Source organism: Tenacibaculum haliotis, assembly GCF_025215075.1.
GTDB lineage: Bacteria > Bacteroidota > Bacteroidia > Flavobacteriales > Flavobacteriaceae > Polaribacter > Polaribacter haliotis_B.
The window spans coordinates 179,289-202,593 of the sequence record NZ_JAOBTH010000026.1 but is presented as its reverse complement, the minus strand read 5'-3'; the positions used below and the strand labels follow the sequence as shown (position 1 = coordinate 202,593).

Here is a 23,305-nt window from a genome sequence, read left to right as displayed (position 1 = left end):
TTATTCAAAATGCTCTTTTTTAAGAGCTGTTCCTTTCTCAAAATCATTATTAAATTTTGCACCTAAAATTTCTCTATAATATTTAGGGTGTAAGCCAAACCCAGGCCTGATAGAACGTACATTTTTTTCTGTTAAAATATCTCCTTTTTTCACATCAGAAGTAATATATAAAGAACGAGAAAATTCTCTTCCACTTTTCATTTTATCAGTTAAATGATAACTAATTTTTCCATTAGCTTTTTCTGCAGCTCTAACAGCACTTACCATTTCAGTAAATTCAGTTTCATCTAGAGAAAAAGAAGCATCAGGTCCTCCAATTTTTTTATTTAAAATAAAATGTTTTTCTATTACAGTAGCTCCTAATGTAACAGCAACTATGGGCGTAATAATACCCATAGTATGGTCAGAAAGTCCAGCTTTTACATTAAAACGTTCTTTCAAGTCTTTTATCATTACCAAATTAGCTTCTTCTATTGGTGCAGGGTATGAAGATGTGCATTTTAATAAAGTAATATCTTTATTACCAACATTTCTACAAGTGTTAACGGCTAACTGAATATCTTCATCTGTAGCTATCCCTGTAGAAATTATAATAGGTTTCATTGTTTTTGCTGCATATTCAATTAAAGGAATATCTGTAATTTCAAAAGAAGCTATTTTGTAAATAGGATTATCTAGAGATTCTAATAAATCTACTGCCGATTTATCAAAAGGAGAAGAAAAAACAACAAGACCTTCTTCTCTAGCAATAGTATATAGGTCTTTAAACCATTCCCAGGGAGTATATGCTTGTTGGTATAAATCATGTAAAAACATCCCATCCCAAATGGTTCCTTGTTTTAATTTGAAATCTTCTTTTTTAGAATCTAAAGTGATGGTATCAGCAGTGTAAGTTTGAAATTTAATAGCGTCAGCACCAGTTCTTTTTGCAGCTCTAATAGTTTCTATAGCAACTTCCTTACTTCCGTTATGGTTTGCTGAGAGTTCAGCAATTATAAAACATTTATCTGTTGGAATCATATTTTCTCTAATTTATATATATAACTGTCTATCTCGTTAAATGACTCTTCTTTATAAAGTTGATAACCAGCTTTTTTGAAAGATTTAATAGAAGGAGTATTTTCTTTTTTTATGTAAGCAAGAATAGGTTTTTCAAATTTATGAAAATATTTTTTAGCTGTTTTTATTAAAAATAAAGGAGCCAATTTTCGGCCTCTAAACTCTTCAGCGATTGTAATGCCTACAACAGAATGGTGCTCTTCTCTTTCATATCGTACCATTCCAGCCGGAATAGAATTATATTCAATGATATAAAATAAAGTCTTTTCATTCTTTATTTTAGAAGTAAACCATTTTTTATGATTTTCTAATATTAAAGGTTTAGAATCATAAGAGTTTTTTCTTACTATAGAATCATTTGACCAGTTATAAACTTGTAACATATCATTTTTTGATGCTTTTCTAATCGATAGATGAGCATAATTTAATAATTGAAGAAAACGATTACTAATTTGACTGTCAAATAGTTCTTGTTGAATTTTTAAAGAAGAATTGTACTCCTTTAGTTTTGTTATTTTTTGAATTGATTCAAAGAAATCTTGAATACTATAATTTGAAAAATCGCCACAACCATATATTGCTCCTTTCTTTAAAAAAGAATTGTAGATGTTTAGCTGATTTTTTACAAAATAACCTGATAAAATAGGCATTTGAATAGCGCATAATTCATATAATGTTGTGCTAGCAGGGGCAATTGCTAAATTACATTGCTCCATTATTGACACAATTTCTTTTTCTTGTAAATTTTGGTGAATATAAATATTAGAATTATTTTCTTGTAACTCAAATATATGTTTGTGCTTATAAGCACCACCCAATAGAATATGTATTTTTTTAAATTTAGAAAAAAGAAGTAATGCTTTTGTCGCTTTACAGCTTAAATCATACATATCTGCACCTCCAAAACAAACAAAAACGGTGTCTATATTATATATTAATCTTTTCTTTCTTGTAGCTTCTAAAAAAGAAGGCCTTAATATGGCATATTGAGTTCCTAAAGCGAATAAACTATAATATTCGGCGGTATAACTTTCTTCTTGCAAACCTTCAGAATGATTAACAATAATATCTGCATATTGATGATTTGTGATTAAATCATCTATATACATAATAGTATAGCCCAAGGATTTTAATTTTTTTTGGTAATCTTGTGTAAATTGATAACCATCTATTATTATTATATATTCATTAGGGAGGTATTTTTTAGAAAGCCAATTGGGTTCATTTATTATATCAATATTATTAATAATGGTATCAACTTCATAGTCTTCAGGTATTACTTTTATGGTAGAATTTTCCTTAGTAACGAAAACAAAATCTATTTTTTCTTTATAGAGTTCTACTAGCGCAAAAAGCCGATATAAATGACCCAGCCCAATTTTTGGATTTCCATCTGCTCTAAAAAGAAGTTTCTTCATCATTTTGAATTTTATATTTTAATTCAGCAAGCTTCCAATCTGTTTCTGTATCAATATCTTGAGCTTGTAACTCATTAATTTCTATAATACCAGAATTATCGGTCCAAATTTTTTTCTTTTCTAGAACTATTTTAGGTCTAAAAAAATAGAACTGACCAGCATCTTGATACGCAGTTTCCAGATCTTGAGATCTAGTATTTAAGTGCTCTGGTTGAAATAAAGCCATCTTTCCATTATGATTAATCATTTTAATTGCTCTTTGAATAGGGAAGCTAAAACGAATTACAGGAAAAACAGTATCAAATTCATTGTTAATTAAATTTTGATAAGCTTTTAAAAGTAAATTACTTGTAATAAAAGGAGCAGTGGCATATATGCAACTAGCAGTTTCTATATTAAATCCTTTATTATTATACCAGTTTAAAACTTCTTGAATAACATCGAACGTTGTTGCAAAATCATCAGAATTTTTTTGACTTCTTAAAAATGGAATTACAGCTCCGTATTGCTTAGCTATTTTTGCAATATCAGAATCATCAGTAGAAACAATGACTTCATCAAATAAATTACTATTTATAGCAGCTTCTATCGAATACGCTATAATAGGTTTTCCTAAAAAAGGTTTAATGTTTTTTTTAGGAATTCGTTTACTTCCACCTCGTGCGGGTATAATAGCGATTCTAGTCATTAATAAATTCCAAAACTTTATTGATTACAAATTGTTGTTCCTCTTCAGTTAAACTAGGGAACATAGGTAAGCTAATACATTTTGAATAATAATTTTCAGCATTAGATAAATCTGCATTACTATAGCCTATTTTCTGATAATAAGGTAGTTTGTGTACAGGTATATAATGTATTTGAGCAAAAACAGTATGACTTCTTAAATAATCATATAACCCTTTTCTATCCTCAACTTCGATAATAAATAAGTGGTGCGCATTATAAGTTCCTTGAGGTAAAGATTGAAACTTTATTTTTCCTTGAAAGGCGTTTTTATAAGCATCCGAAATTTTATTTCTTTTTATAACACCGACCTTATTTTTAGACAATTGAGTTATTCCTAATGCAGATTGAAAATCAGTTAAACGATAATTAAAGCCTAGTTCTTGCATTTCATAAAACCAACCACCATGATTTTCTTTCATGTTTTCTTTAGTAATTCCATGGGTTCTAAGAAGTGATAGTTTTTTATAAATTTCTTCAGAGTTAGTAGTTAGCATTCCTCCTTCACCACAAGCAATATGTTTTACAGGATGAAATGAAAAAACGCCAATATCTGCATAACTTCCATTACCACAATGTTGTTTTTTATTATTAGAATCTGTAAAATATCCTCCAGGGGCATGGCAAGCATCTTCAATAATCCATAAATTATGTTCATAAGCTAGTTTCTTAAACGCTTCTAGATTAATAGGTAACCCTGCAAAATCAACAGGAATAATTCCTTTAAAAAAACCTTTAGGCTTACTTTCAATTAACTTGCGAACACTTTTTATTGATAATAAATAGGTATTTGGGTCAATATCTGCAAACCAAACTTCTCCCTTAGCAAAACGTACACAGTTTGCAGATGCAGCAAAAGTAATAGGTGTTGTAATAACACGATCTCCTTCTTTTAAACCCATAGTTAAAACTGATAAATGCAAACCAGAAGTAGCATTATTTACAGCTAAAGCATATTTTGCACCCACATATTTAGCAAACTTATCTTCGAATTCTTTAACTTTTGGACCTTGGGTTAAAAAATCTGCTTGTAAGGTTTCTACAACAGCAGCAATATCATCTTTCTCTATACTTTGTCGTCCGTAAGGAATATTAAATGCCATTTTTATATTTTAAAATTAGGGTCTACATGCTCTTTAACTAATAATCTTAAACTTTCAACAGTTTCCCATTGAGTATTATTATTTGAATTGTAAGAAAAACCTTTGGGTACTAGACTTCCATTAAAAGCTTTTTGATATTCTTCTATAGTATAAGTTGAATACGGAGAGTTTTGTGGTAATATAACATAGTATTTCCCTAAGTCTAGTGTAGTAAATGAGTCTGATGAAGTAATCATTTCTTCATGCAATTTCTCACCGGGCCTAATACCTATTATTTTCTGTTCTAATTCTGGTGCAATAGCGGTTGCTACATCTACAATGTTGTAAGATGGTATCTTAGGTATAAAAACTTCTCCTCCCCATGCTTTTTCGATAGCATAAAAAACCATTTCACAACCGTCTTCTAATGATATATTAAAACGTGTCATACTCTTATCAGTAATTGGTAAAAAAGACGCGCCCCCTTTTTTCTTATTTAAGAAAAAGGGCATTACAGAACCATTTGACCCCATTACATTTCCATATCTAACTACAGAAAATTTAATATCTCTTTTTCCTTTAATGTTATTAGCAGCTATAAATAATTTATCAGAAGTTAACTTTGTAGCTCCGTATAAGTTTATAGGTGCGGCGGCTTTATCAGTAGATAAAGCAACTACGTTTTTAACACCACATCTTAATGCGGCATCAATAACGTTTTCAGCACCATTTATATTTGTTTTAATACATTCCATTGGGTTGTATTCAGCTAAATGAACATGTTTCATTGCCGCAGCATGAATTACAATGTCAATATCTTCAAAAGCACTTTCTAACCTTTTAACATCTCTTACATCACCAATAAAATAACGGATTTGAGGGTATTCTATTTCAGGAAATTCTTGAGCCATTTGAAAATGTTTTTGCTCATCTCTTGATAAAATTACAAGTCGCTTTACGTCAGGAAATCTACTTAAAATTAATTTAGTAAACATTTTACCAAAAGAGCCTGTACCACCAGTGATTAATATGGATTGATTATTTAAGTTTAGCATAAAATTATTTATTCAAAAATGTAAATTTGATAGTTGGTAAAAATACATATTTTATAACTTTTAAATGTACGTAATTTAAGAAATAGCCAAATCAATTTTTGTATAATTTAAATTATGGTAAATTTGCCGGCAAAACTTGTTATATAACAAGTTTAGATAAATGAGAATAATTAGATGCAAGAACAATATTTTAAAGAAGCAATTTCTGCTGAAATATTTCAATATATAAACAAAGCAGCCGAAGAATTACAATTAGAAAGTTATGTGATTGGTGGTTTTGTACGAGATTTTATTTTAAAAAGAGGTACTGCAAAAGATATTGATGTAGTTGCAGTTGGTAGCGGGATTGAACTTGCAGAAAAAGTAGCATCCTTATTACCAAACAAACCTAAAGTTCAGGTCTTTAAGACATACGGAACAGCAATGTTGCGTTTTAAAGATGTTGAAATTGAGTTTGTAGGTGCTCGTAAAGAATCGTATACTGAAGATAGTAGAAACCCGGAAGTAATACCAGGCACACTTAAAGACGATCAGAACAGGCGTGATTTTACCATCAACGCATTAGCTTTAAGTTTAAATAAAGAATCATTTGGTTTATTGTTAGATCCTTTTGATGGAATGTCAGATTTAGAAGCTAAAATAATTAAAACACCTTTAGATCCTGATATCACCTATTCTGATGATCCACTTCGTATGATGCGTGCTATTCGCTTTGCTTCTCAATTAAACTTTGTAATTGAAGCAGAGTCTTTAAGCGCTATTGCGAAGAATGCTAAAAGAATAAACATTATTACCAAAGAACGAATAATTGTTGAGTTAAATAAAATATTAGAATCATCTAAACCATCTGTAGGGTTTTTGCTTTTAGAGCAAACAGGACTTTTAGAACAAATTATTCCTGAATTAACAGCATTAAAAGGAGTAGAAGAGGTAGAAGGACAAAAGCATAAAGATAATTTTTACCATACTTTAGAGGTTGTTGATAATATATCAGAAAATACTCAAGATGTTTGGTTACGTTGGGCTGCTTTATTACATGATATTGGTAAGGCACCAACAAAGCGTTATCATAAAAAACAAGGTTGGACTTTTCATGCACATGAATTTGTAGGTTCTAAAATGGTTTTTAAATTATTTAAGCGCTTAAAAATGCCATTGAATAACAAAATGAAATTTGTTCAGAAAATGGTAATGTTAAGTTCACGACCAATTGTTTTAGCAAGCGATGTAACAGATTCGGCTGTTCGAAGATTAGTTTTTGATGCCGGCGAAGATGTTGATAGTTTAATGACATTATGTGAGGCTGATATTACTACTAAAAACCCTAAGAAGTTTAATCGCTACCATAAAAATTTTCAACTTGTTCGTGAAAAAATTAAGGAAGTAGAAGAAAGAGATAAAGTTCGTAATTTTCAACCTCCAATTACTGGAGAAGAAATTATGAAAGAGTTTAATTTATCACCTTGTAGAGAGATTGGCCAGATTAAAGAAGCAATAAAAGAAGCTATTTTAGAAGGTGAAATCCCTAATGAACATGAAGCTTGTTATCAATATATGATAGAAAAAGGTAAGAAGCTCGGTTTAAAAAATAATTAAGAAATTATAAATAAAAAAGGGAAGTTTTTAAAAACTTCCCTTTTTTATTTATGCTAATGATTGCATAGTAACAAGTTTAAAATACTCTCCTTTTTTAGTAAGTAATTCTTCATGTTTACCTTGTTCAACAATTTTTCCTTTTTTCATTACAACAATTTTATCTGCCTTTTGAATAGTAGATAAACGATGTGCAATAATTAAAGACGTTCTGTTTTTCATCATTTTTTCTAAAGCTACCTGAACTAATTGCTCTGATTCGGTATCTAAGGCAGAAGTAGCTTCATCTAAAATCATAATAGGAGGATTTTTTAAAACAGCTCTGGCAATTGCTATTCTTTGTTGTTGTCCTCCAGAAAGTGAGCTACCACGATCACCTATTATTGTATTATATTTTAAAGGTAAATCTTTAATAAATTCTTCAGCATTTGCTATAATAGCTGCATCTTTAATTTCTTTTTCTGTCGCAGAAGGTTTACTTAATTTTATATTATTAGCTATAGTATCATTAAATAAGGTTGAATCTTGTGCAACAATACCTGTTAAGCCTCTTAAAGATTTTTTAGAAATATTTTTTATATTATTTCCGTCTATAAGTATATCCCCTTTATTAACATCATAAAAACGAGTAATTAGGTTTGCCAGTGTAGATTTTCCACTTCCAGATTGTCCTACTAACGCAACTGTTTTACCTTTAGGTATTGTTAATGAAAAGTTCTCTAGCACATAAGAGTTATCATACATAAAAGAGATGTTCTTAAATTCAACTGTATTATTAAAATCAGTTAATTCTTTAGCGTTATTAATATCTATTAATTCGTTTTCAGTATCTATAACATCAAATATTCTTTGTGCTGCAGCATTTCCTATTTTAATATTATTATTAGCTTTAGCCATTGCCTTAGCTGGCGTGAGTATGTTATATGCAGCAGCCATAAAACCGATAAAAGTACCTCCCAATAACGTTTCATCAATCAAAACCATTTTACCACCATACCAAAGAAGGCCAGCAATAGTAATTACCCCTAAAAATTCACTCATAGGACTTGCCAGCGTTTCTTTTTTACTCATTTTATTAGACAATAATCGAATGTCTTCTGTTTGAGTATTAAATTTTGAAGAAAATAATTCTTCAGCGTTAAATGCTTTGATAATTTTTAAACCAGAAATACTTTCTTCTAGAATACTTAAAAGACCTCCAATTTTTTCAGAAATTTCACCAGATTGTTGTTTTATTTTTTTACTTATAAATGAAATAGCTAAACCAGAAATAGGAATGAACGTAAAAATAAAAATAGACAACTCCCAACTTGTCGAAATCATAAAAAATAATGTAAAAACAATATTTAATGGTTCTCTAATAAAAGTTATAATTAAATTAAGGTATGAGTTGTTAATTGTATTAACATCATTTGTACTACGAGCTATAATGTCTCCTTTGTTTTGATTTGAGAAAAAAGCTAATGGAAGCGTTATTATTTTATTGTAAATAATTACTCTTAGATCTTTTAATACATTATTTTTTAGAAAAACCATAGCTAATTGCCCCAAGTAGCCAAACAAATTTTTTAGCAAGAAAACCGCAACTACAGCTATTACTACATATAGTAATGTTGTTTCTTGTCCATAATTCTCATTAGTATAAGTAACGTAATAATTTAATAAGTCACTTAGGTAGTCTTTGTTTAATGATTCACTAAAACCCTTATAAATGGGCTTTAAATATATTTTAGGCGTTGCTCCAAATAATATATTTAAAGTAGGCATTAATATAACGTAAGACAATGTAGTAAATAAAGCATACAAAACATTAAGGATAATACTTAATATTCCTAATGATTTATAGGGTTTTGCGTATTTAAAAAAACGTTTTAAATAATTCATTTATAAATTTAATTCTTTTATAATTCGTTGAATTTTTACATCTAGTGTTTTTTCAATAGCTACAGCATTTTCTAACGTATCTAATTTTGATTTTACACTAAAATAAAACTTAATTTTAGGTTCTGTTCCACTAGGGCGAGCAGCTATTTTTGTGCCATCTGTAGTTTGATAAATCAACACGTTAGATTTCGGAATATCCATAACTGTTTCTTCACCTGTAATTAAATTCTTTTTTATAGATGATTCATAATCGTATAAAAACTCCACTTTAGCATTGTCTATTTCAGTAAACGGATTCTTACGTAAATCAACCATCATTTGTTTGATTTGTTGCGCACCATCCATTCCTTTTTTAACAATAGCAATTAAGTGTTCTTTATAAAAATGATGACGTGTATATAACGCCAACAATTCTTCATAAAAAGAACTATTATTTGCTTTTGCATTTGAGGCTATTTCACAAGCCAATAGGGCAGAGGTAACTGCATCTTTATCGCGAACAAAATCACCAACCATATAACCAAAACTTTCTTCACCACCACCAATAAAATCTAACTCAGGGTAATCTTTAATCATTTTAGCAATCCACTTAAAACCAGTTAAACCAACTTTGGTTTCAACATCGTAAGAAGCAGTAATTTCGTTTACTAAATTGGTAGAAACGATCGTAGAACCTACAAATTGTTTTCCGTTTAATTTGCCTTTATTTTTCCAATCATTAATTAAAAAATCGGTCATCATACTCATGGTCTGATTTCCGTTTAATAATTTCATGTTTCCATCTAAATCACGCACAGCAATACCAATTCTATCAGAATCAGGATCGGTTCCTAAAACAATATCGGCATCAACTTCATTTGCTAAATCAACAGCCATTTTTAAAGCTTCAGGCTCTTCAGGGTTTGGTGATTTTACCGTAGGGAAACTTCCGTTAGGTTCTGCTTGTTCTTTAACTATATGAACTTGTGTATAACCGGCACGTTTTAAAACTTCAGGAATTAACTTAATCGCCGTTCCATGTAAATTGGTGAAAACAATTTTTAAATCTTCACGTCCTTTTACATCAAAGGTCCCGTTTTTAATTGATGCTTGCCAAAAAGCTTCATCAACTTCATTACCGATAGTTGAAATTAAATCTTCATTGGCGTTAAAATTAACATCAGTATAAGCTAATGAATTTACTTCATCAATAATACCTGTGTCTTGTGGCGGTACAATTTGTCCTCCGTCAGACCAATATACTTTATAACCGTTATATTCTGGCGGATTATGAGATGCTGTTAATACAATACCAACATCGCAACCTAAATGATTTACCGCAAATGATAATTCGGGAGTAGGGCGTAAGTCTTCAAAAAGAAATACCTTAATATTATTTGCCGAAAATACATCAGCAACTACTTTTGATAGCCATTTACTATCGTGGCGACAATCGTAGCCAATAGCTACTTTTATCTCTTTATTAGGATACGTTTGATGTAAGTAATTACTTAATCCTTGTGTTGCTTTACCTAAGGTATATTTGTTTATTCGGTTAACTCCTGCGCCAACAATTCCGCGCATTCCGCCTGTGCCGAATTCTAAATTTTTATAAAAACGATCTGCTAAATCATTAGAATTAGTATCGATTAGTTGTTGAATTTCTTTTCTAGTTTCTGAATCGAACGTATCAGATAACCATAATTTTGCTTTGTTTAAAATCTCTTGCATATGTTAAATTAAAACGTACAAAGATACGCGTTTTAAAAATTTATTTTTTCTTTAATGGTGTAATGCTTTTGTTGCGGATTACTTTTAATAATTAACTCCCCTAAAAAGCCTGCTAAGAATAATAAGGTTCCTAAAACCATAGAAGTTAAAGCAATATAAAACCAAGGATTGTTGGTAACTAAAATTGTTTTTATACCTGTTGATAAGCGGTATATTTTCATTACTCCGATAAAAAAAGCACTAAAAAAGCCGAATATAAACATTAAGCTTCCCCAAAGACCAAAAAAGTGCATTGGTCGTTTTCCGAATTTCGATAAAAATGAGATGGTGATTAAATCTAAAAATCCGTTTATGAAACGATCCATTCCAAATTTAGTAACGCCGTATTTTCGTGCTTGATGTTGTACTACTTTTTCGCCAATATTATTAAAACCTTCGTTTTTTGCTAAAACAGGAATGTAACGGTGCATTTCACCACTTACTTTTACTGTTTTTATAACTTCTTTTTTATAGGCTTTTAATCCGCAGTTAAAATCATTTAATTCTAGTCCAGATGTTTTACGAGCTGCCCAATTAAATAATTTTGATGGTATGTTTTTGGTTACCACATTGTCGTAACGTTTCTTTTTCCAGCCAGAAATTAAATCGAAATTTTTGGCAATAATTAAATCATACAATTCAGGAATTTCATCAGGGCTGTCTTGTAAATCAGCATCCATAGTAATAACAACATTCCCTTCGGCTAAACCAAAACCAGCGTCTAAAGCTTGCGATTTACCGTAGTTACGTTGAAAACGAATTCCTTTTACCGAGTTGTTTTTTACAGATAATTGTTCAATTACTTGCCAAGAAGTATCGGTACTACCATCATCAATAAAAATAATTTCATATAAATAAGTATTGGATTGCATAACTTTTGCAATCCAATCGTGTAATTCTTGTAAAGATTCTTCTTCGTTAAGAAGTGGTATTACTACCGATATATCCATAATATTTGGTAAGAGAATTAAAAAGGTAAAGTTACAAAGTCTTTCGTAAACTTTATAGCTTTACCTTTTTAAAGTATTCTTAATATTGTTCTTCTTCATTATTTTTCATGATTGCACCACTAATTGCAGAAAATATAAAACCAAAGAATGCAGAAACTACAATTGATACAGGAATAGTAATAGCAGGACCTCCAAACTTTTTAGCCATTGATTCAGAAGCTTCTATTTGTTCGTCGTTCATACCAGAATCCATCCAAGCTTGTTTTTGTACTTCCATCATTTGAGCTTGAAAATCAGGTTCTATAAAACTTGTAAAAATTAAAGTATAAACAGCACTAATAACAGCACTAAATACAGCAATCCCTACACCAACTTTTAAAGCTTGTCCGAAACTTAAAAAACCGCCATTATCTGCTTTAAATTTTTTAATACCTAAAACAATTAAAGTAATCATGGCTGCAAAACCTAAAATACCAGTTAACCAACCTAATGAAATTAAGTTACCTGTAGCATAAAATACTAAGTGAATAAATATTCCGATTAAACCTAAGTATAATCCGTAATTTAAAATAATGTTTTTACTGTTAGCTTGATTTTCCATGTTTGTGTAATTGATTTTTTAGTTAGTTTAACAAATATATTATTTTGTTTTCGAATCGAGTTGTGTAAAAAAAAAGATTCTCAACAATGTATTAGTATTCAAATAGTTAAAAATGTTACAAAAAAAAGCGTTTTTTTTTCATTGTTTTTATCAAAAAAGGCTGTAGATTTGCAGCGGCAAGTCCTACACAACTAGCTCCCTTTGAATCCCCCAGGGCGGGAACGCAGCAAGGGTATTAGGTTGTAGCAGTGTGATGTAGGTAGCTTGCCTTTTTTTATGCCCTTTATTTTTTTAAATAAAGGGCATAATTATTTTTAGGTATTCCTGATACGTATAGAATTTATTAGATGAATGCAATAAATAATTCTCTTTATTTATCATTTATATTAATGTCACTTCTTGGGTGATGCAATTCCACAACTTCCTTTAAAAAACTAGTATCTAAATGCACATAAATTTCGGTGGTTGTAATACTTTCATGCCCTAATAGTTGTTGTATAACTCGTAAGTCGGCACCATGTTTTAATAAGTAGGTAGCAAAAGAGTGGCGTAAAGTATGTGGACCAATACTTTTCTTTAAATTTGTTTTTATAGCCAATTCTTTTAATATAATAAAAATCATTTGGCGGGTTAATCGTTTGCCACGTCGGTTTAAAAAAACAATATCCTCTTCTTCTTTCTTCGGATTAATTTTAGAACGGATATCATCAATATAAAAATTTAAACGTTTTATGGTAGTATGATGTATGGGTACAAAACGGAATTTATTCCCTTTTCCTAAAATTCGGATGTAGCCGTCATCAAAAAATAAATCAGATAATTGTAAGTTAATTAATTCGCTTACACGCAAACCACAGCTAAAAATGGTTTCAATAATGGTTTTATTTCTTTCGCCCTGCGGATGACTTAAATCGATCGCGGCAATTAAAGCGTCAACTTCTTCTTTTTCTAACGTATCGGGGAGTTTACGCGTAATATTCGGACTTTCAATTAAATCGGTAGGATTGTCTTTCCTATAATCTTCAAAAATTAAATAATCAAAAAAACTTCGCAATCCCGAAATTAAACGTGCCTGACTTCTGGGGTTTATACTTTTACTAGCTTCGTATATAAATTGCTGAACAGTTATGGTAGTAATACTTATAGGAAGATGACTGTTTTTTTGTGTATCAAGAAACGAAACAAGCTTTTTAATGTCTCTAGTATAACTATCAATAGAGTTTTTAGAGAGGCCTCTTTCTATTTTTAAATAGTTTGTATAATCTGATGTTGCTTGTTGCCAGTTCATTAACAGTAAGTGTGATTAATTTTTATAAAGCCAAAGTTAGAACTAATATATTTAGCTGATAATTTTTAATTTATATTATGCAGACGTATTTTACTTTCAGCTTGTTGATTCTAAAATAATTAGGAAGTATTCTTTTTTTTAAGAATTTTTTAGTTAAAAAATTTGTGCATATTAAAAAAAGAGATACTTTTACTAAACAAAATTAATAAATATTAAAATTTAAATTATGAAAAAAGTATTATTGACAATTGCTATCGTTGCTGCAGGATTTACTGTAAATGCACAAGAAGTAACTTTTGGAGCAAAAGCAGGTTTAAACATTGCTAACGTATCTGGAGATGGTATTGATGATAACGATGCTAGAACTTCATTTCATATTGGAGCTGTTGCAGAAATTGAAATTTCTGATAAATTTTCTGTTCAACCAGAATTAGTATATTCTGCTCAAGGAGCGAAAACAAAAATGGAAGGCATTGATGTAACTATGGCATTAGATTATTTAAATGTTCCTGTTATGGCTAAGTATTATGTCGCTGAGGGGTTTAGCTTGGAGTTAGGGCCTCAAATTGGTTTTTTAATGTCTGCAAAAATGAAAGCTGAAGTAGGTGGTGAGTCAGTTGAAGAAGATATTAAAGATGATTATAAAATGAAAAGTGTTGATTTTGGATTAAACTTTGGTGCTGGTTATAAGTTAGAAAGTGGTTTAAATTTTTCTGCTCGTTATAACTTAGGTTTATCTAAAATTTCTGATATAGAGGACTCTACAGGTAAAAATGGAGTTTTTCAAGTATCTGTTGGATATAATTTCTAAGAGGTAAGTAAACTAATTACTAAAAAGGGAAGCATAATTGCTTCCCTTTTTTTTATGCTTAATAATTAAAAAAAACGGTTGCAGCTAGGCTACTTAATATTTTCTTGATACTATTTTTTTTGTAAAATTAAGATATTGAAAGAGTTATAAAAAAGGTGGTTTTTTTTATTGATTTTTTGTGTTAAAAAAATTGTACATATTAAAAAAAGAGATATTTTTGCCCTCGAAAATTAATAAATATTAAAATTTAAATTATGAAAAAAGTATTATTAGTAATTGCAATGGTTGCTGCAGGATTTACAGCTAACGCACAAGAAGAAAAAGCAAAAGGAGGTTTTGCTAAAGAAGATGTTTATATATCTGGTACAGTAGGTTACAATAGTGCTACAGGAGATGTAAGTAATTATACTGTTTCTCCATCTGTAGGGTATTTCGTATCTGAAAATATTGCTTTAGAATTAGGTTTAGTTATTGGTGGTGGTAATAATGTTGCTTTACCTGGTGGAATTATCGGTGATACAAACTCTTTTGGGGCTACTTTAGGAGCTAACTACTTTTTTACACCTGAAAGCGATTTTTCTTTTGTTGTAGGAGCTGGGTTTTCTTATGTTAATACTGGATATGAAGTTGGTGGTGTTAAAGGAAATGATGTAAATACTTTTGGTATTGCTATTGCACCAGGAATTAACTACTTCGTTTCTGAATCTATCGCATTAAGAGCTTCAGTTGGAGCTTTATCTTATGCTAGTTCTAAAGTTGATGTTGATGGAGCTGAATCTGTTAATTCTTTTGGTTTAAACTTAGATTTCTCTGCTATCCAATTCGGATTAACTTACAAGTTTTAATTATAACATTCTTTAATGTTAAAAAAGGAAGCAAGAAATTGCTTCCTTTTTTATGCTTAAAAATTAAAAACTTACTTTTACTTTTCTGAAAAAAGATGCAATGAAAAAACTAATTATAATCAACGGACCAAACTTAAATTTATTAGGAAAACGTGAGCCAGAAATATATGGAGCTAATTCTTTTGAAGATTTTTTTAAAACCTTAAAAAAAGAATATAAAGTAGTAGCGTTAAGTTATTATCAATCTAACATAGAAGGCGAAATAATAGATAAACTTCACGAAGTTGGTTTTGAATATGATGGTGTTATTTTAAATGCAGCCGCTTATACACATACCTCAATTGGTATTGCAGATGCTGTAAAAGGTATTGAAACTCCGGTTGTAGAAGTACACATTTCAAACGTGCATTCTCGCGAAAATTTTCGTCATGTAAGCTATATTGCGCCCAATGCAAAAGGAGTAATTACTGGTTTTGGTTTACAGAGTTATAAGTTAGCGATTCAGAGTTTTTTGTAAAAACCAATATCTAACTCCCAATAAAATTAATAACGGAATTATAGTAATAGAGAACAACTGAGTTTTAGTAATCCAAATAATAGTTGCGATTACTAAAAAAATGAGTAGCACTAAACAATACTTTGCAATCCATTGTGGTGTGGTTTTTTTTATCAAAAAGAAAGCAATAATTAAGTTTGGAAAAAACGCCCATAGAAAATTAAAATTATTAGGCGCGGTAGAGTGGTTGGTGAAAAACCATAAGTATACAATTAATAATCCTATGATTCCTGTTGTAAAAAACAAAGAAAAATCTAACCACTTAGTTCTTTTTTTCTTTTTATAATCGTTATAAGTAATAAATAAGCCAATTAAAGAAAGTAGTAAAATTATTAAAAACGGACTAACAACATCACTTTCTGATTTTTTCTCATCAAAATCTAATAAAATAGTTGTTTTTGATACTAAATTCTCTTCTTTTCCTTCTTTTAAAACTTTGGAATAATTTAAAGCTTCAAAAACATAATCAGGCAAATATAAATATTCGCTTGCAGTAGCAATTTTATCTAATCTGCTACCTAAAGCAACATTAATACCTAAACTTCCCCAAGTATTTTGATGAATTTCTTTATTCATTAATTGTCTTAATGATAAATTTTCAGCAACAAAACTATCTTTAAAAATTAAATGATCTCCTAACACTTTTTTTATAATATCACGAGGTTTGGTAGCGCAATTATCAAAATAAGGATCGTATAAATAACCTGCATTTTTTGGAAGTGCATTTGTTTCTAAAATAGTAAAAAATTGATTCTTCTGATTTTGGGTTAAATTTAAAATTTGCTCTTTTACCCAACGTTTATCTTGTTGACTGCTTTTTAAAGCTAAATAAAACGGGTATTTAGCTAATTTGTATTTCATATATCCTTTGGTAAAATCTACATAAAAAGTGGGATTGTCAAAATCAAAAATTCCATAATTATATATTAAATCTAGTTGCGTAGCAGGATCTTTAACGCGTATTGCGGTGTGCCCAAATTTTTCATATAAAACCTCTCCAGGTCCTGAGGTAATAATACTTATATGTGATAATTCAGATAAAGTTGTTGGCTTAGATACTTGCGATAAAACAGTATTCAAGCAACATAAAAGGAGGAAAGTAGTAGCGTATTTTTTTATCATAACTAGTATCAAAAAAGAGATCATTAAGTTTTACAAATATCTTAATTATGATTAAAATAATTGCTAATTATAAAAGTACTGTTTTAAGAACTAATTCCGAGATTTTCTTCAATAAAACGAGTAATATTTTTCTCTAGCCATTTACCTTCTTTATCATTAAATGAACTTATAAAACCAACATGACCACCGTAATTTGGTGTTAATAAATGAAAATTAGTGGAATTTTTAGCTTCAGCAAAAGGGTAACATTCTTTTGATAAAAAACTATCATCTAATGAGTTTATCAATAAAGAAGGTACTTTTATTTTGGGTATATAAGGTTTTGCGCTGGCTTTTATCCAATAATCTTCCGAACTTTCAAATCCGAAGACAGGCACTGTGTATTGTTTTTCTAAATGACGAAACTTTGTCGCTTTGAATAGTAATTCTTTTTTTAACTCAAAATCAGGGAACTTTTCTGCTTTCTCCAATATTTTGAGTTTTAAAGTTTTCAGGAACTCATTTAAATAAATTTTGTTCTTTAATTTTAATAATTCTGCCTGTGAACTTGTTAAATCAATAGGAACAGAAACTGCAATTCCGCCTTTAACTTTACTAGGAATAGTATCATATTCCCCTAAATATTTTAACGTTAAATTTCCGCCAAGACTAAAACCTACAATAATTATATTTTCGTACTCGTAATGGGTTGTAAGATGTTTAATAATAAAAGCTACATCATCTGTTTTTCCGCTATGATAGGTTTCTAATATCAAATTATCTTCACCACTACAGCTACGTAAATTCATACAAACCGTATCGAAACCAGTTTTGTTTAAGTGGTTAGAAGTTGTAATCATATAATTAGACTGAGCACTTCCTTCTAAGCCATGAATTAATAAAACCAATGTTTTTGAACCGATACAAGAAAAATCTAAATCTATAAAGTCGGCATCCCAAGTTGTAATTCTTTTTCGTTTGTATTTAATAGTATCCTTCATAAATAAAGGGCGATACATCGTATTAAAATGTGCACTTTTAAAAGGTAAACTAGGATTGAAATCCGAAGTAAGAATAGGCATGTTTTTTAGTTTATAACGAGTACTAACAAATATGATAAAAAAAAAGTAAAACATAAAACTGATAAAAGGATTTCTTATTTTTGTTATAAATATTGATAAGAATGAAAAGACATATTCCGAATTTATTAACTTTAGGAAATTTATTATGTGGTAGCATAGCAACTATTTTTGCAGTTAAAGGCGATTTTGTAGGAGCGGCAATTTTAGTGGTTACAGGAATTATTTTTGATTTTTTTGATGGCTTTGCAGCTCGAATGTTAAATGTTCAGGGTGAATTAGGGAAGCAGTTAGATAGTTTAGCAGATATGGTAACAAGTGGTGTAGTACCTGGTATTGTGATGTTACAACTTTTAATAAGTGCTTTAAATGTAGATGCTGCAAGTTATTTTGGAATAGATACGTACGGAGCTACAGGGAGTAATTTACCATATATCGGTTTGTTTTTAACTTTAGGTGCGTGTTATAGGTTGGCAAAATTTAATATAGATACACGTCAGTCAGACTCGTTTATTGGATTACCAACACCTGCAATGACATTATTTGTAATTTCTTTACCAATAATAGCAGAATATTCGAATCAATTATTTTTTGTTGAGCTTATAAATAATCAGTACTTTTTAATCGTAATTACGTTATTATTAACTTATTTAATGAATGCTGAAATTCCGTTATTTGCCTTAAAATTTAAAACCTTCGGATTAAAAGAAAATGCATTAAAATATATTTTCTTACTACTAGCTGTTATATTATTAGTTGTATTAAAATTTGTGGCAGTTCCTTTAGTTATAATATTATATGTGGGATTATCAGTATTTAATAATTTAAAGAAAGTGTAATTTATTTAAAATAAAGAACAATAAAAAGGAGCTATTAAGCTCCTTTTTCTGTATAGATTATTCTTGTGTAGAATTATTTTTTAGTGTCATTCCGAATTTATTTAGGAATTACATCTAACGATAAAAGTTGTTAATTATAATGAGAACCTGAAACGAGTTCAGGTTGATGAATTTATTTTAAAACTTCTTCTTTTTTAACTCAAAATCTTTCCCCAAATATACCCTACGTACAGTTTCATCTTCTGCTAATTCTTCGGGAGTACCTTCTTTTAAAATACTTCCGTTGTACATTAAATAAGTTCTATCGGTAATGGCAAGTGTAGCTTGTACATCATGATCGGTAATTAAAATACCAATATTTTTCGTTTTAAGTTTGGCTACAATTCCCTGAATATCTTCAACAGCAATAGGATCTACACCTGCAAAAGGTTCATCTAATAAAATGAATTTAGGGTCAGAAGCTAAACAACGCGCAATTTCAGTTCTACGACGTTCTCCTCCAGAAAGTAAATCTCCACGGTTTTTACGAACGTGATCTAAACTAAATTCATCAATTAATTCTTCTAAGCGTTTTTTTCTTTCTGTTTTAGATCTATCAGTAAATTCTAAAACCGACATGATATTGTCTTCTACAGATAGTTTTCTAAAAACTGAGGCTTCTTGCGCTAAATACCCAATTCCTTTTTGAGCACGTTTGTACATTGCATCGTCAGTAATTTCTTCATCATCTAAATAAATATTCCCAAAATTTGGTTTTACCATTCCAACAATCATGTAAAAAGAAGTTGTTTTTCCAGCGCCATTTGGCCCAAGTAAACCAATGATTTCTCCTTGTTCTACCTCTAACGAAATACCTTTTACAACTTTTCTACTACCGTAAAGCTTTTGTATGTTATCTGCTCTTAATTTCATTGATGATTATTACTTTTTTTGATAAATGATTCCACTAAAATACAGGAAAACTACAAACCGATTCCTTAATAGTTTGTTAACTATTTTCTTCTAATGATTCCCAGAATTCAACAGCACGACGTAAATGCGGAATTAAAATGGTTCCGCCAACTAACGTAGCAATACTCATCGTTTCCATCATTTCTTCTTTGGTTACACCATTTTTATGTGCCGTTTCTAAATGATATGCAATACAGTCATCACAACGTAAAACAGCAGAGGCAACTAAACCTAATAGTTCTTTTGTTTTTTTAGGCAAATGACCTTCGTTAAATGCATTGGTATCTAAATTAAAAATACGCTTGATAATTTTATTATCACCGGCTAAAATTTTATCATTCATTTTAGCACGGTAGTCGTTAAACTCTTGGACTTTTTGAGACATTCTTTTTATTTTGTTTTTTTAAGACATATTGAGAAACATAAATACTTATTTCATAAAGTATCATAATTGGTACCGAAACGATTACTTGACTAGCAACGTCTGGGGGAGTTATAATTGCAGATAAAACTAAAACAACAACTAACGCGTGTTTACGATATTTACGTAAAAACTCTGGAGTTATCAATCCTATTTTAGTAAGAAAAAAGATAACTACAGGTAGTTCGAAAAATATAGCAACCCCTAACAACGTATTTGTTATTAAACTGATATAAGCACCTAATTTAAAGTTTTTTACAATAGCATCACCAATCGAAAAGTTGTAAAAGAAAAATACTGACATTGGTAAAATAACGTAATAACTAAAAACTATTCCTAAAAAGAATAAGAAAGAAGAGGTAAAAATAAATCCTCTTGATTTTTTTCTTTCACTACTATGTAATCCGGGAGCTATAAATCTCCAAAATTCCCATAATATATAAGGAAAAGAAATAATAAATCCTAAAATCAATGAAGACCAAATTCCTGTCATTAATTCTTCTGTAGGGTTTAGTACTTGTAATTCTCTTGCAAACTCAATATTACAAAAACTGCTATCTATACCGATTGCTGTAAAGACGTTACAAAAAAATTGATAAGTACTAAAATTTGGTTTTAAATGCGCTAATAAAAACTCATCAAAAACAAAATTTATATTAGCGAAAACGATTATAGCTACTAAAAAAATAGCAGCAAAACTTCTCACTAAATGCCACCTTAATTCTTCAAGATGGTCTAAAAAAGACATTTCTTTTACAGCCATCTTAAAATACTTTTTGTTTAGTTAAACCATGAAAATGAGCAATTCCAATATAATTATTCGAATTGAGTATAAAATTTACAGCATCAACAAACAAACTATCTAATAATTTTGTTAAATTAGCAATAGCATTACTTTCTAAAAGTATAGTTTCTTTTGCTGTTGAGAGAATTGCGCTTGCGTCTTTCAAGTTAAAAAAGTTTTAAGTAAATTTAAAGTGTAAAAATAAGAATATTTAAGAAGAAAAACTTTTTAATAAAAATAAAGTTTACGTCAGTTTGTGTAAAGTTTTTTAGTAAATTAGTTTACATTTTTAATTTTTGATATTAGAAGATGAATATGGAGCAGTCAGAATTGTATGAGGCATTAAAAAAAATATTTGGTTTTAACCAATTTAAAGGCCTACAAGAAGAAGTTGTAAAAAGTATTTTAAACAACGAGAATACTTTTGTTATAATGCCTACGGGTGGAGGAAAATCTCTTTGTTATCAGTTACCAGCTTTAATGAAAGAAGGTACAGCGATTGTAGTGTCGCCATTAATTGCATTGATGAAAAATCAGGTAGATGCAATTAGAGGTATCTCTGAGGAACATGGAATAGCCCATGTATTAAACTCTTCGTTAAACAAATCTGAAGTAGCGCAAGTGAAATCAGATATCGAAAACGGTATAACAAAGTTATTATACGTAGCCCCAGAGTCATTAGTGAAAGAAGAATATGCCTCGTTTTTAAGAGAACAAACAATTTCTTTTGTAGCTATTGATGAAGCGCATTGTATTTCTGAATGGGGACACGATTTTAGACCAGAATATAGAAATTTACGTACTATTATCAAACAAATTGATAATGTACCTATTATTGGTTTAACAGCTACAGCCACAGAAAAAGTACAGGAAGATATTCTTAAAACTTTAGGTATGAGTGATGCAAATGTTTTTAAAGCATCCTTTAATAGACCTAATTTATTTTATGAAGTACGACCGAAAACAAAAGAGATAGAAAAAGATATCATTCGTTTTATAAAACAACGAATGGAAAAAACAGGAATTATCTACTGTTTAAGTCGTAAAAAAGTAGAAGAAATAGCACAAGTTTTACAAGTTAACGGCATTAATGCACTTCCTTATCATGCAGGATTAGATGCAAAAAAACGCGCAAAACATCAAGACATGTTTTTGATGGAAGATTGCGATGTTATTGTTGCAACAATAGCTTTCGGGATGGGGATTGATAAACCAGATGTTCGTTATGTTATTCACCATGATATTCCAAAAAGTTTAGAAAGTTATTATCAAGAAACAGGTAGAGCAGGACGTGATGGAGGAGAAGGATATTGCTTAACTTTTTATTCATATAAAGATATTGAGAAGTTAGAGAAATTCATGGCAAACAAACCTGTAGCTGAACAGGAAGTGGGACATGCATTATTACAAGAAGTTGTTGGTTATGCCGAAACGTCAATGAATAGACGAAAGTATATTCTACACTATTTTGGTGAAGAGTTTGATGCAAAAACAGGAGAAGGCGCAATGTTAGATGATAACATGCAAAACCCTAAAAAACAACACGAAGCAAAAGACGAAGTAAAAACATTACTATCTGTTATTAAAGATACTAATGAAATGTATAAGCCTAAAGAAGTTGTAAATACTATAATAGGAGCTGAAAATGCCTTATTAAAATCTCATAAAACCACAGCACAACCTTTTTTCGGAATAGGAAAAGATAAAATAAACCATTATTGGATGGCGTTAATTCGTCAAATATTAGTAGTCGATTTAATTAAGAAAGAGATTGAACAATATGGTGTTTTAAAACTAACAGAAAAAGGTAAAGAATTTATAAAAAAACCTGTATCTTTTATGATGACTGAAAACCATGTGTATGCTACAGATGATGACGGAATAATTATAGCAAACACGAAGTCAACAGGTGGTGGAGTAGATACGAAGTTGGTTGCCATGTTAAAAGATTTACGTAAAAGTGTTGGTAAGCGTTTAGGTGTACCTCCTTTTGCCGTATTTCAAGATCCTTCTTTAGATGATATGGCGTTAAAATACCCTGTAAATTTAGAAGAATTATCTAAAGTTCATGGTGTTGGAGAAGGGAAATCTAAAAAATTTGGTAAAGATTTTGTTAAACTGATAAGTAGTTACGTAACTGAAAATGATATTACACGACCAGATGATTTAATTGTTAAAAGTACAGGTGTAAATTCAGGATTAAAGTTATTTATTATTCAAAATACAGATAGAAAATTACCGTTAGAAGATATATCAAAATCAAAAGGATTAAACATTTCTGAATTAATTAAAGAGATGGAGGCAATTGTATTTTCTGGTACAAAATTAAATATTGATTATGCGGTTGAAGACTTGTTAGATGAAGATCAACAGGAAGAAATACATGATTATTTTATGGAATCTGAAACAGATAAAATTCAAGAAGCATTAGATGAATTTGATGGTGATTATGACGAAGATGAACTGCGTTTAATGCGTATTAAATTTACGAGCGAAATAGCAAATTAAGATAA

At 29.8% G+C, this 23,305-nt stretch carries 22 protein-coding genes and 1 other RNA gene; 7 read left to right on the top strand and 16 right to left on the bottom strand.

The window, feature by feature from the left end:
• Genes pseI through pseB form a run of 5 tightly spaced genes read right to left on the bottom strand, consistent with a single transcriptional unit; the run spans position 1 to position 5,340 of the window.
• Positions 1–1,020: a pseudaminic acid synthase gene (pseI, locus tag N2251_RS07040; protein WP_260586039.1), complete on the bottom strand. Its 1,020-nt coding sequence runs from the start codon at positions 1,018–1,020 to the stop codon at positions 1–3.
• Positions 1,017–2,480 carry a UDP-2,4-diacetamido-2,4,6-trideoxy-beta-L-altropyranose hydrolase gene (gene pseG / locus N2251_RS07035; RefSeq protein WP_260586038.1) on the bottom strand — a complete coding sequence of 488 codons (1,464 nt, stop codon included), beginning with the start codon at positions 2,478–2,480 and terminating at the stop codon, positions 1,017–1,019. Before pseG ends, pseI begins: the two co-directional genes overlap by 4 nt.
• Entirely contained in the window at positions 2,458–3,165 is a 708-nt protein-coding gene (gene pseF / locus N2251_RS07030) for a pseudaminic acid cytidylyltransferase (protein ID WP_260586037.1), read from the bottom strand. The genes pseG and pseF overlap by 23 nt, the downstream gene beginning before the upstream one ends.
• Positions 3,158–4,306: a UDP-4-amino-4,6-dideoxy-N-acetyl-beta-L-altrosamine transaminase gene (pseC, locus tag N2251_RS07025; RefSeq protein WP_260586036.1), complete on the bottom strand. Its 1,149-nt coding sequence runs from the start codon at positions 4,304–4,306 to the stop codon at positions 3,158–3,160. Before pseC ends, pseF begins: the two co-directional genes overlap by 8 nt.
• A 2-nt stretch (positions 4,307–4,308) precedes the next feature.
• Positions 4,309–5,340, bottom strand: coding sequence for a UDP-N-acetylglucosamine 4,6-dehydratase (inverting) (pseB, locus tag N2251_RS07020; protein ID WP_260586035.1), 1,032 nt, complete (start codon positions 5,338–5,340; stop codon positions 4,309–4,311).
• Between the two features lie 174 nt (positions 5,341–5,514).
• Here pseB and N2251_RS07015 point away from each other — a divergent pair, with 174 nt between their 5' ends.
• On the top strand, positions 5,515–6,936 hold the full coding sequence (locus N2251_RS07015) for a CCA tRNA nucleotidyltransferase (RefSeq protein WP_260586034.1): 1,422 nt from the start codon (positions 5,515–5,517) through the stop codon (positions 6,934–6,936).
• Between the two features lie 48 nt (positions 6,937–6,984).
• On the opposite strand, the gene N2251_RS07010 is transcribed toward N2251_RS07015, so the two are convergent.
• From N2251_RS07010 to N2251_RS06995, 4 genes are all read right to left on the bottom strand, one after another.
• A complete protein-coding gene (locus tag N2251_RS07010; RefSeq protein ID WP_260586033.1) occupies positions 6,985–8,817 on the bottom strand; it encodes an ABC transporter ATP-binding protein in 1,833 nt (610 codons plus the stop codon).
• Complete coding sequence (locus N2251_RS07005) at positions 8,818–10,527, bottom strand: phospho-sugar mutase (RefSeq protein ID WP_260586032.1); 1,710 nt, start codon at positions 10,525–10,527, stop codon at positions 8,818–8,820.
• A gap of 32 nt (positions 10,528–10,559) precedes the next feature.
• Positions 10,560–11,516, bottom strand: a complete 957-nt coding sequence (locus tag N2251_RS07000; protein ID WP_260586031.1) for a glycosyltransferase family 2 protein — start codon at positions 11,514–11,516, stop codon at positions 10,560–10,562.
• Between the two features lie 79 nt (positions 11,517–11,595).
• Positions 11,596–12,117 (bottom strand): DUF4199 domain-containing protein, encoded by a 522-nt coding sequence (locus tag N2251_RS06995; RefSeq protein ID WP_260586030.1) that lies wholly within the window; start codon positions 12,115–12,117, stop codon positions 11,596–11,598.
• 174 nt (positions 12,118–12,291) lie between these two features.
• Between N2251_RS06995 and ffs the strand changes: the two genes are divergently transcribed.
• An RNA gene (ffs, locus tag N2251_RS06990) (signal recognition particle sRNA small type) lies at positions 12,292–12,390 on the top strand.
• Between the two features lie 97 nt (positions 12,391–12,487).
• Here ffs and N2251_RS06985 read toward each other — a convergent pair.
• A complete protein-coding gene (locus N2251_RS06985; RefSeq protein ID WP_260586029.1) occupies positions 12,488–13,405 on the bottom strand; it encodes a site-specific tyrosine recombinase in 918 nt (305 codons plus the stop codon).
• A 226-nt stretch (positions 13,406–13,631) separates the two neighbouring features.
• Here N2251_RS06985 and N2251_RS06980 point away from each other — a divergent pair, with 226 nt between their 5' ends.
• The 3 genes from N2251_RS06980 (at position 13,632) to aroQ (ending at position 15,578) form a co-directional block, all read left to right on the top strand.
• On the top strand, positions 13,632–14,216 hold the full coding sequence (locus N2251_RS06980; protein ID WP_260586028.1) for a porin family protein: 585 nt from the start codon (positions 13,632–13,634) through the stop codon (positions 14,214–14,216).
• 254 nt (positions 14,217–14,470) lie between these two features.
• Positions 14,471–15,061, top strand: coding sequence for an OmpW family outer membrane protein (locus tag N2251_RS06975; RefSeq protein ID WP_260586027.1), 591 nt, complete (start codon positions 14,471–14,473; stop codon positions 15,059–15,061).
• 100 nt (positions 15,062–15,161) lie between these two features.
• Complete coding sequence (gene aroQ / locus N2251_RS06970; RefSeq protein WP_260586026.1) at positions 15,162–15,578, top strand: type II 3-dehydroquinate dehydratase; 417 nt, start codon at positions 15,162–15,164, stop codon at positions 15,576–15,578.
• On the opposite strand, the gene N2251_RS06965 is transcribed toward aroQ, so the two are convergent.
• Complete coding sequence (locus N2251_RS06965) at positions 15,555–16,739, bottom strand: lipoprotein N-acyltransferase Lnb domain-containing protein (protein ID WP_260586025.1); 1,185 nt, start codon at positions 16,737–16,739, stop codon at positions 15,555–15,557. The two genes, aroQ and N2251_RS06965, sit on opposite strands and share 24 nt — an antisense overlap.
• 83 nt (positions 16,740–16,822) lie before the next feature.
• Positions 16,823–17,800, bottom strand: a complete 978-nt coding sequence (locus tag N2251_RS06960) for a YheT family hydrolase (protein ID WP_260586024.1) — start codon at positions 17,798–17,800, stop codon at positions 16,823–16,825.
• Positions 17,801–17,901: 101 nt separating this feature from the next.
• Here N2251_RS06960 and N2251_RS06955 point away from each other — a divergent pair, with 101 nt between their 5' ends.
• The gene (locus tag N2251_RS06955) at positions 17,902–18,636 is read left to right on the top strand and encodes a CDP-alcohol phosphatidyltransferase family protein (RefSeq protein ID WP_260586023.1); all 735 of its coding nucleotides are present in this window, start codon (positions 17,902–17,904) and stop codon (positions 18,634–18,636) included.
• Positions 18,637–18,813: 177 nt separating this feature from the next.
• Here N2251_RS06955 and lptB read toward each other — a convergent pair whose 3' ends face one another.
• The 4 genes from lptB to N2251_RS06935 form a co-directional block, all read right to left on the bottom strand.
• A complete protein-coding gene (gene lptB / locus N2251_RS06950) occupies positions 18,814–19,548 on the bottom strand; it encodes an LPS export ABC transporter ATP-binding protein (protein ID WP_260586022.1) in 735 nt (244 codons plus the stop codon).
• A gap of 76 nt (positions 19,549–19,624) precedes the next feature.
• On the bottom strand, positions 19,625–19,972 hold the full coding sequence (locus N2251_RS06945; protein ID WP_260586021.1) for a carboxymuconolactone decarboxylase family protein: 348 nt from the start codon (positions 19,970–19,972) through the stop codon (positions 19,625–19,627).
• A complete protein-coding gene (gene tatC / locus N2251_RS06940; RefSeq protein WP_260586020.1) occupies positions 19,947–20,771 on the bottom strand; it encodes a twin-arginine translocase subunit TatC in 825 nt (274 codons plus the stop codon). Before tatC ends, N2251_RS06945 begins: the two co-directional genes overlap by 26 nt.
• 1 nt (position 20,772) lies before the next feature.
• The gene (locus N2251_RS06935; protein WP_260586019.1) at positions 20,773–20,958 is read right to left on the bottom strand and encodes a hypothetical protein; all 186 of its coding nucleotides are present in this window, start codon (positions 20,956–20,958) and stop codon (positions 20,773–20,775) included.
• 149 nt (positions 20,959–21,107) lie between these two features.
• On the opposite strand from N2251_RS06935, the gene recQ reads away from it, so the two are divergent.
• On the top strand, positions 21,108–23,300 hold the full coding sequence (gene recQ, locus N2251_RS06930; protein ID WP_376741001.1) for a DNA helicase RecQ: 2,193 nt from the start codon (positions 21,108–21,110) through the stop codon (positions 23,298–23,300).
• Positions 23,301–23,305 lie beyond the last annotated feature (5 nt).

Coding starts and splice junctions, on each gene's coding strand:
- pseF (WP_260586037.1), bottom strand. CDS start 3,165: ATGACTAGAATCGCTATTATACCCGCACGAGGTGGAAGTAAACGAATT.
- pseB (WP_260586035.1), bottom strand. CDS start 5,340: ATGCTAAACTTAAATAATCAATCCATATTAATCACTGGTGGTACAGGC.
- N2251_RS06995 (WP_260586030.1), bottom strand. CDS start 12,117: ATGGAAAATCAAGCTAACAGTAAAAACATTATTTTAAATTACGGATTA.
- pseG (WP_260586038.1), bottom strand. CDS start 2,480: ATGATGAAGAAACTTCTTTTTAGAGCAGATGGAAATCCAAAAATTGGG.
- N2251_RS06985 (WP_260586029.1), bottom strand. CDS start 13,405: ATGAACTGGCAACAAGCAACATCAGATTATACAAACTATTTAAAAATA.
- N2251_RS06945 (WP_260586021.1), bottom strand. CDS start 19,972: ATGTCTCAAAAAGTCCAAGAGTTTAACGACTACCGTGCTAAAATGAAT.
- tatC (WP_260586020.1), bottom strand. CDS start 20,771: ATGGCTGTAAAAGAAATGTCTTTTTTAGACCATCTTGAAGAATTAAGG.
- N2251_RS06955 (WP_260586023.1), top strand. CDS start 17,902: ATGAAAAGACATATTCCGAATTTATTAACTTTAGGAAATTTATTATGT.
- N2251_RS06975 (WP_260586027.1), top strand. CDS start 14,471: ATGAAAAAAGTATTATTAGTAATTGCAATGGTTGCTGCAGGATTTACA.
- pseC (WP_260586036.1), bottom strand. CDS start 4,306: ATGGCATTTAATATTCCTTACGGACGACAAAGTATAGAGAAAGATGAT.
- N2251_RS07015 (WP_260586034.1), top strand. CDS start 5,515: ATGCAAGAACAATATTTTAAAGAAGCAATTTCTGCTGAAATATTTCAA.
- lptB (WP_260586022.1), bottom strand. CDS start 19,548: ATGAAATTAAGAGCAGATAACATACAAAAGCTTTACGGTAGTAGAAAA.
- recQ (WP_376741001.1), top strand. CDS start 21,108: ATGGAGCAGTCAGAATTGTATGAGGCATTAAAAAAAATATTTGGTTTT.
- pseI (WP_260586039.1), bottom strand. CDS start 1,020: ATGATTCCAACAGATAAATGTTTTATAATTGCTGAACTCTCAGCAAAC.
- aroQ (WP_260586026.1), top strand. CDS start 15,162: ATGAAAAAACTAATTATAATCAACGGACCAAACTTAAATTTATTAGGA.
- N2251_RS06960 (WP_260586024.1), bottom strand. CDS start 17,800: ATGCCTATTCTTACTTCGGATTTCAATCCTAGTTTACCTTTTAAAAGT.
- N2251_RS07000 (WP_260586031.1), bottom strand. CDS start 11,516: ATGGATATATCGGTAGTAATACCACTTCTTAACGAAGAAGAATCTTTA.
- N2251_RS06980 (WP_260586028.1), top strand. CDS start 13,632: ATGAAAAAAGTATTATTGACAATTGCTATCGTTGCTGCAGGATTTACT.
- N2251_RS07005 (WP_260586032.1), bottom strand. CDS start 10,527: ATGCAAGAGATTTTAAACAAAGCAAAATTATGGTTATCTGATACGTTC.
- N2251_RS07010 (WP_260586033.1), bottom strand. CDS start 8,817: ATGAATTATTTAAAACGTTTTTTTAAATACGCAAAACCCTATAAATCA.
- N2251_RS06965 (WP_260586025.1), bottom strand. CDS start 16,739: ATGATAAAAAAATACGCTACTACTTTCCTCCTTTTATGTTGCTTGAAT.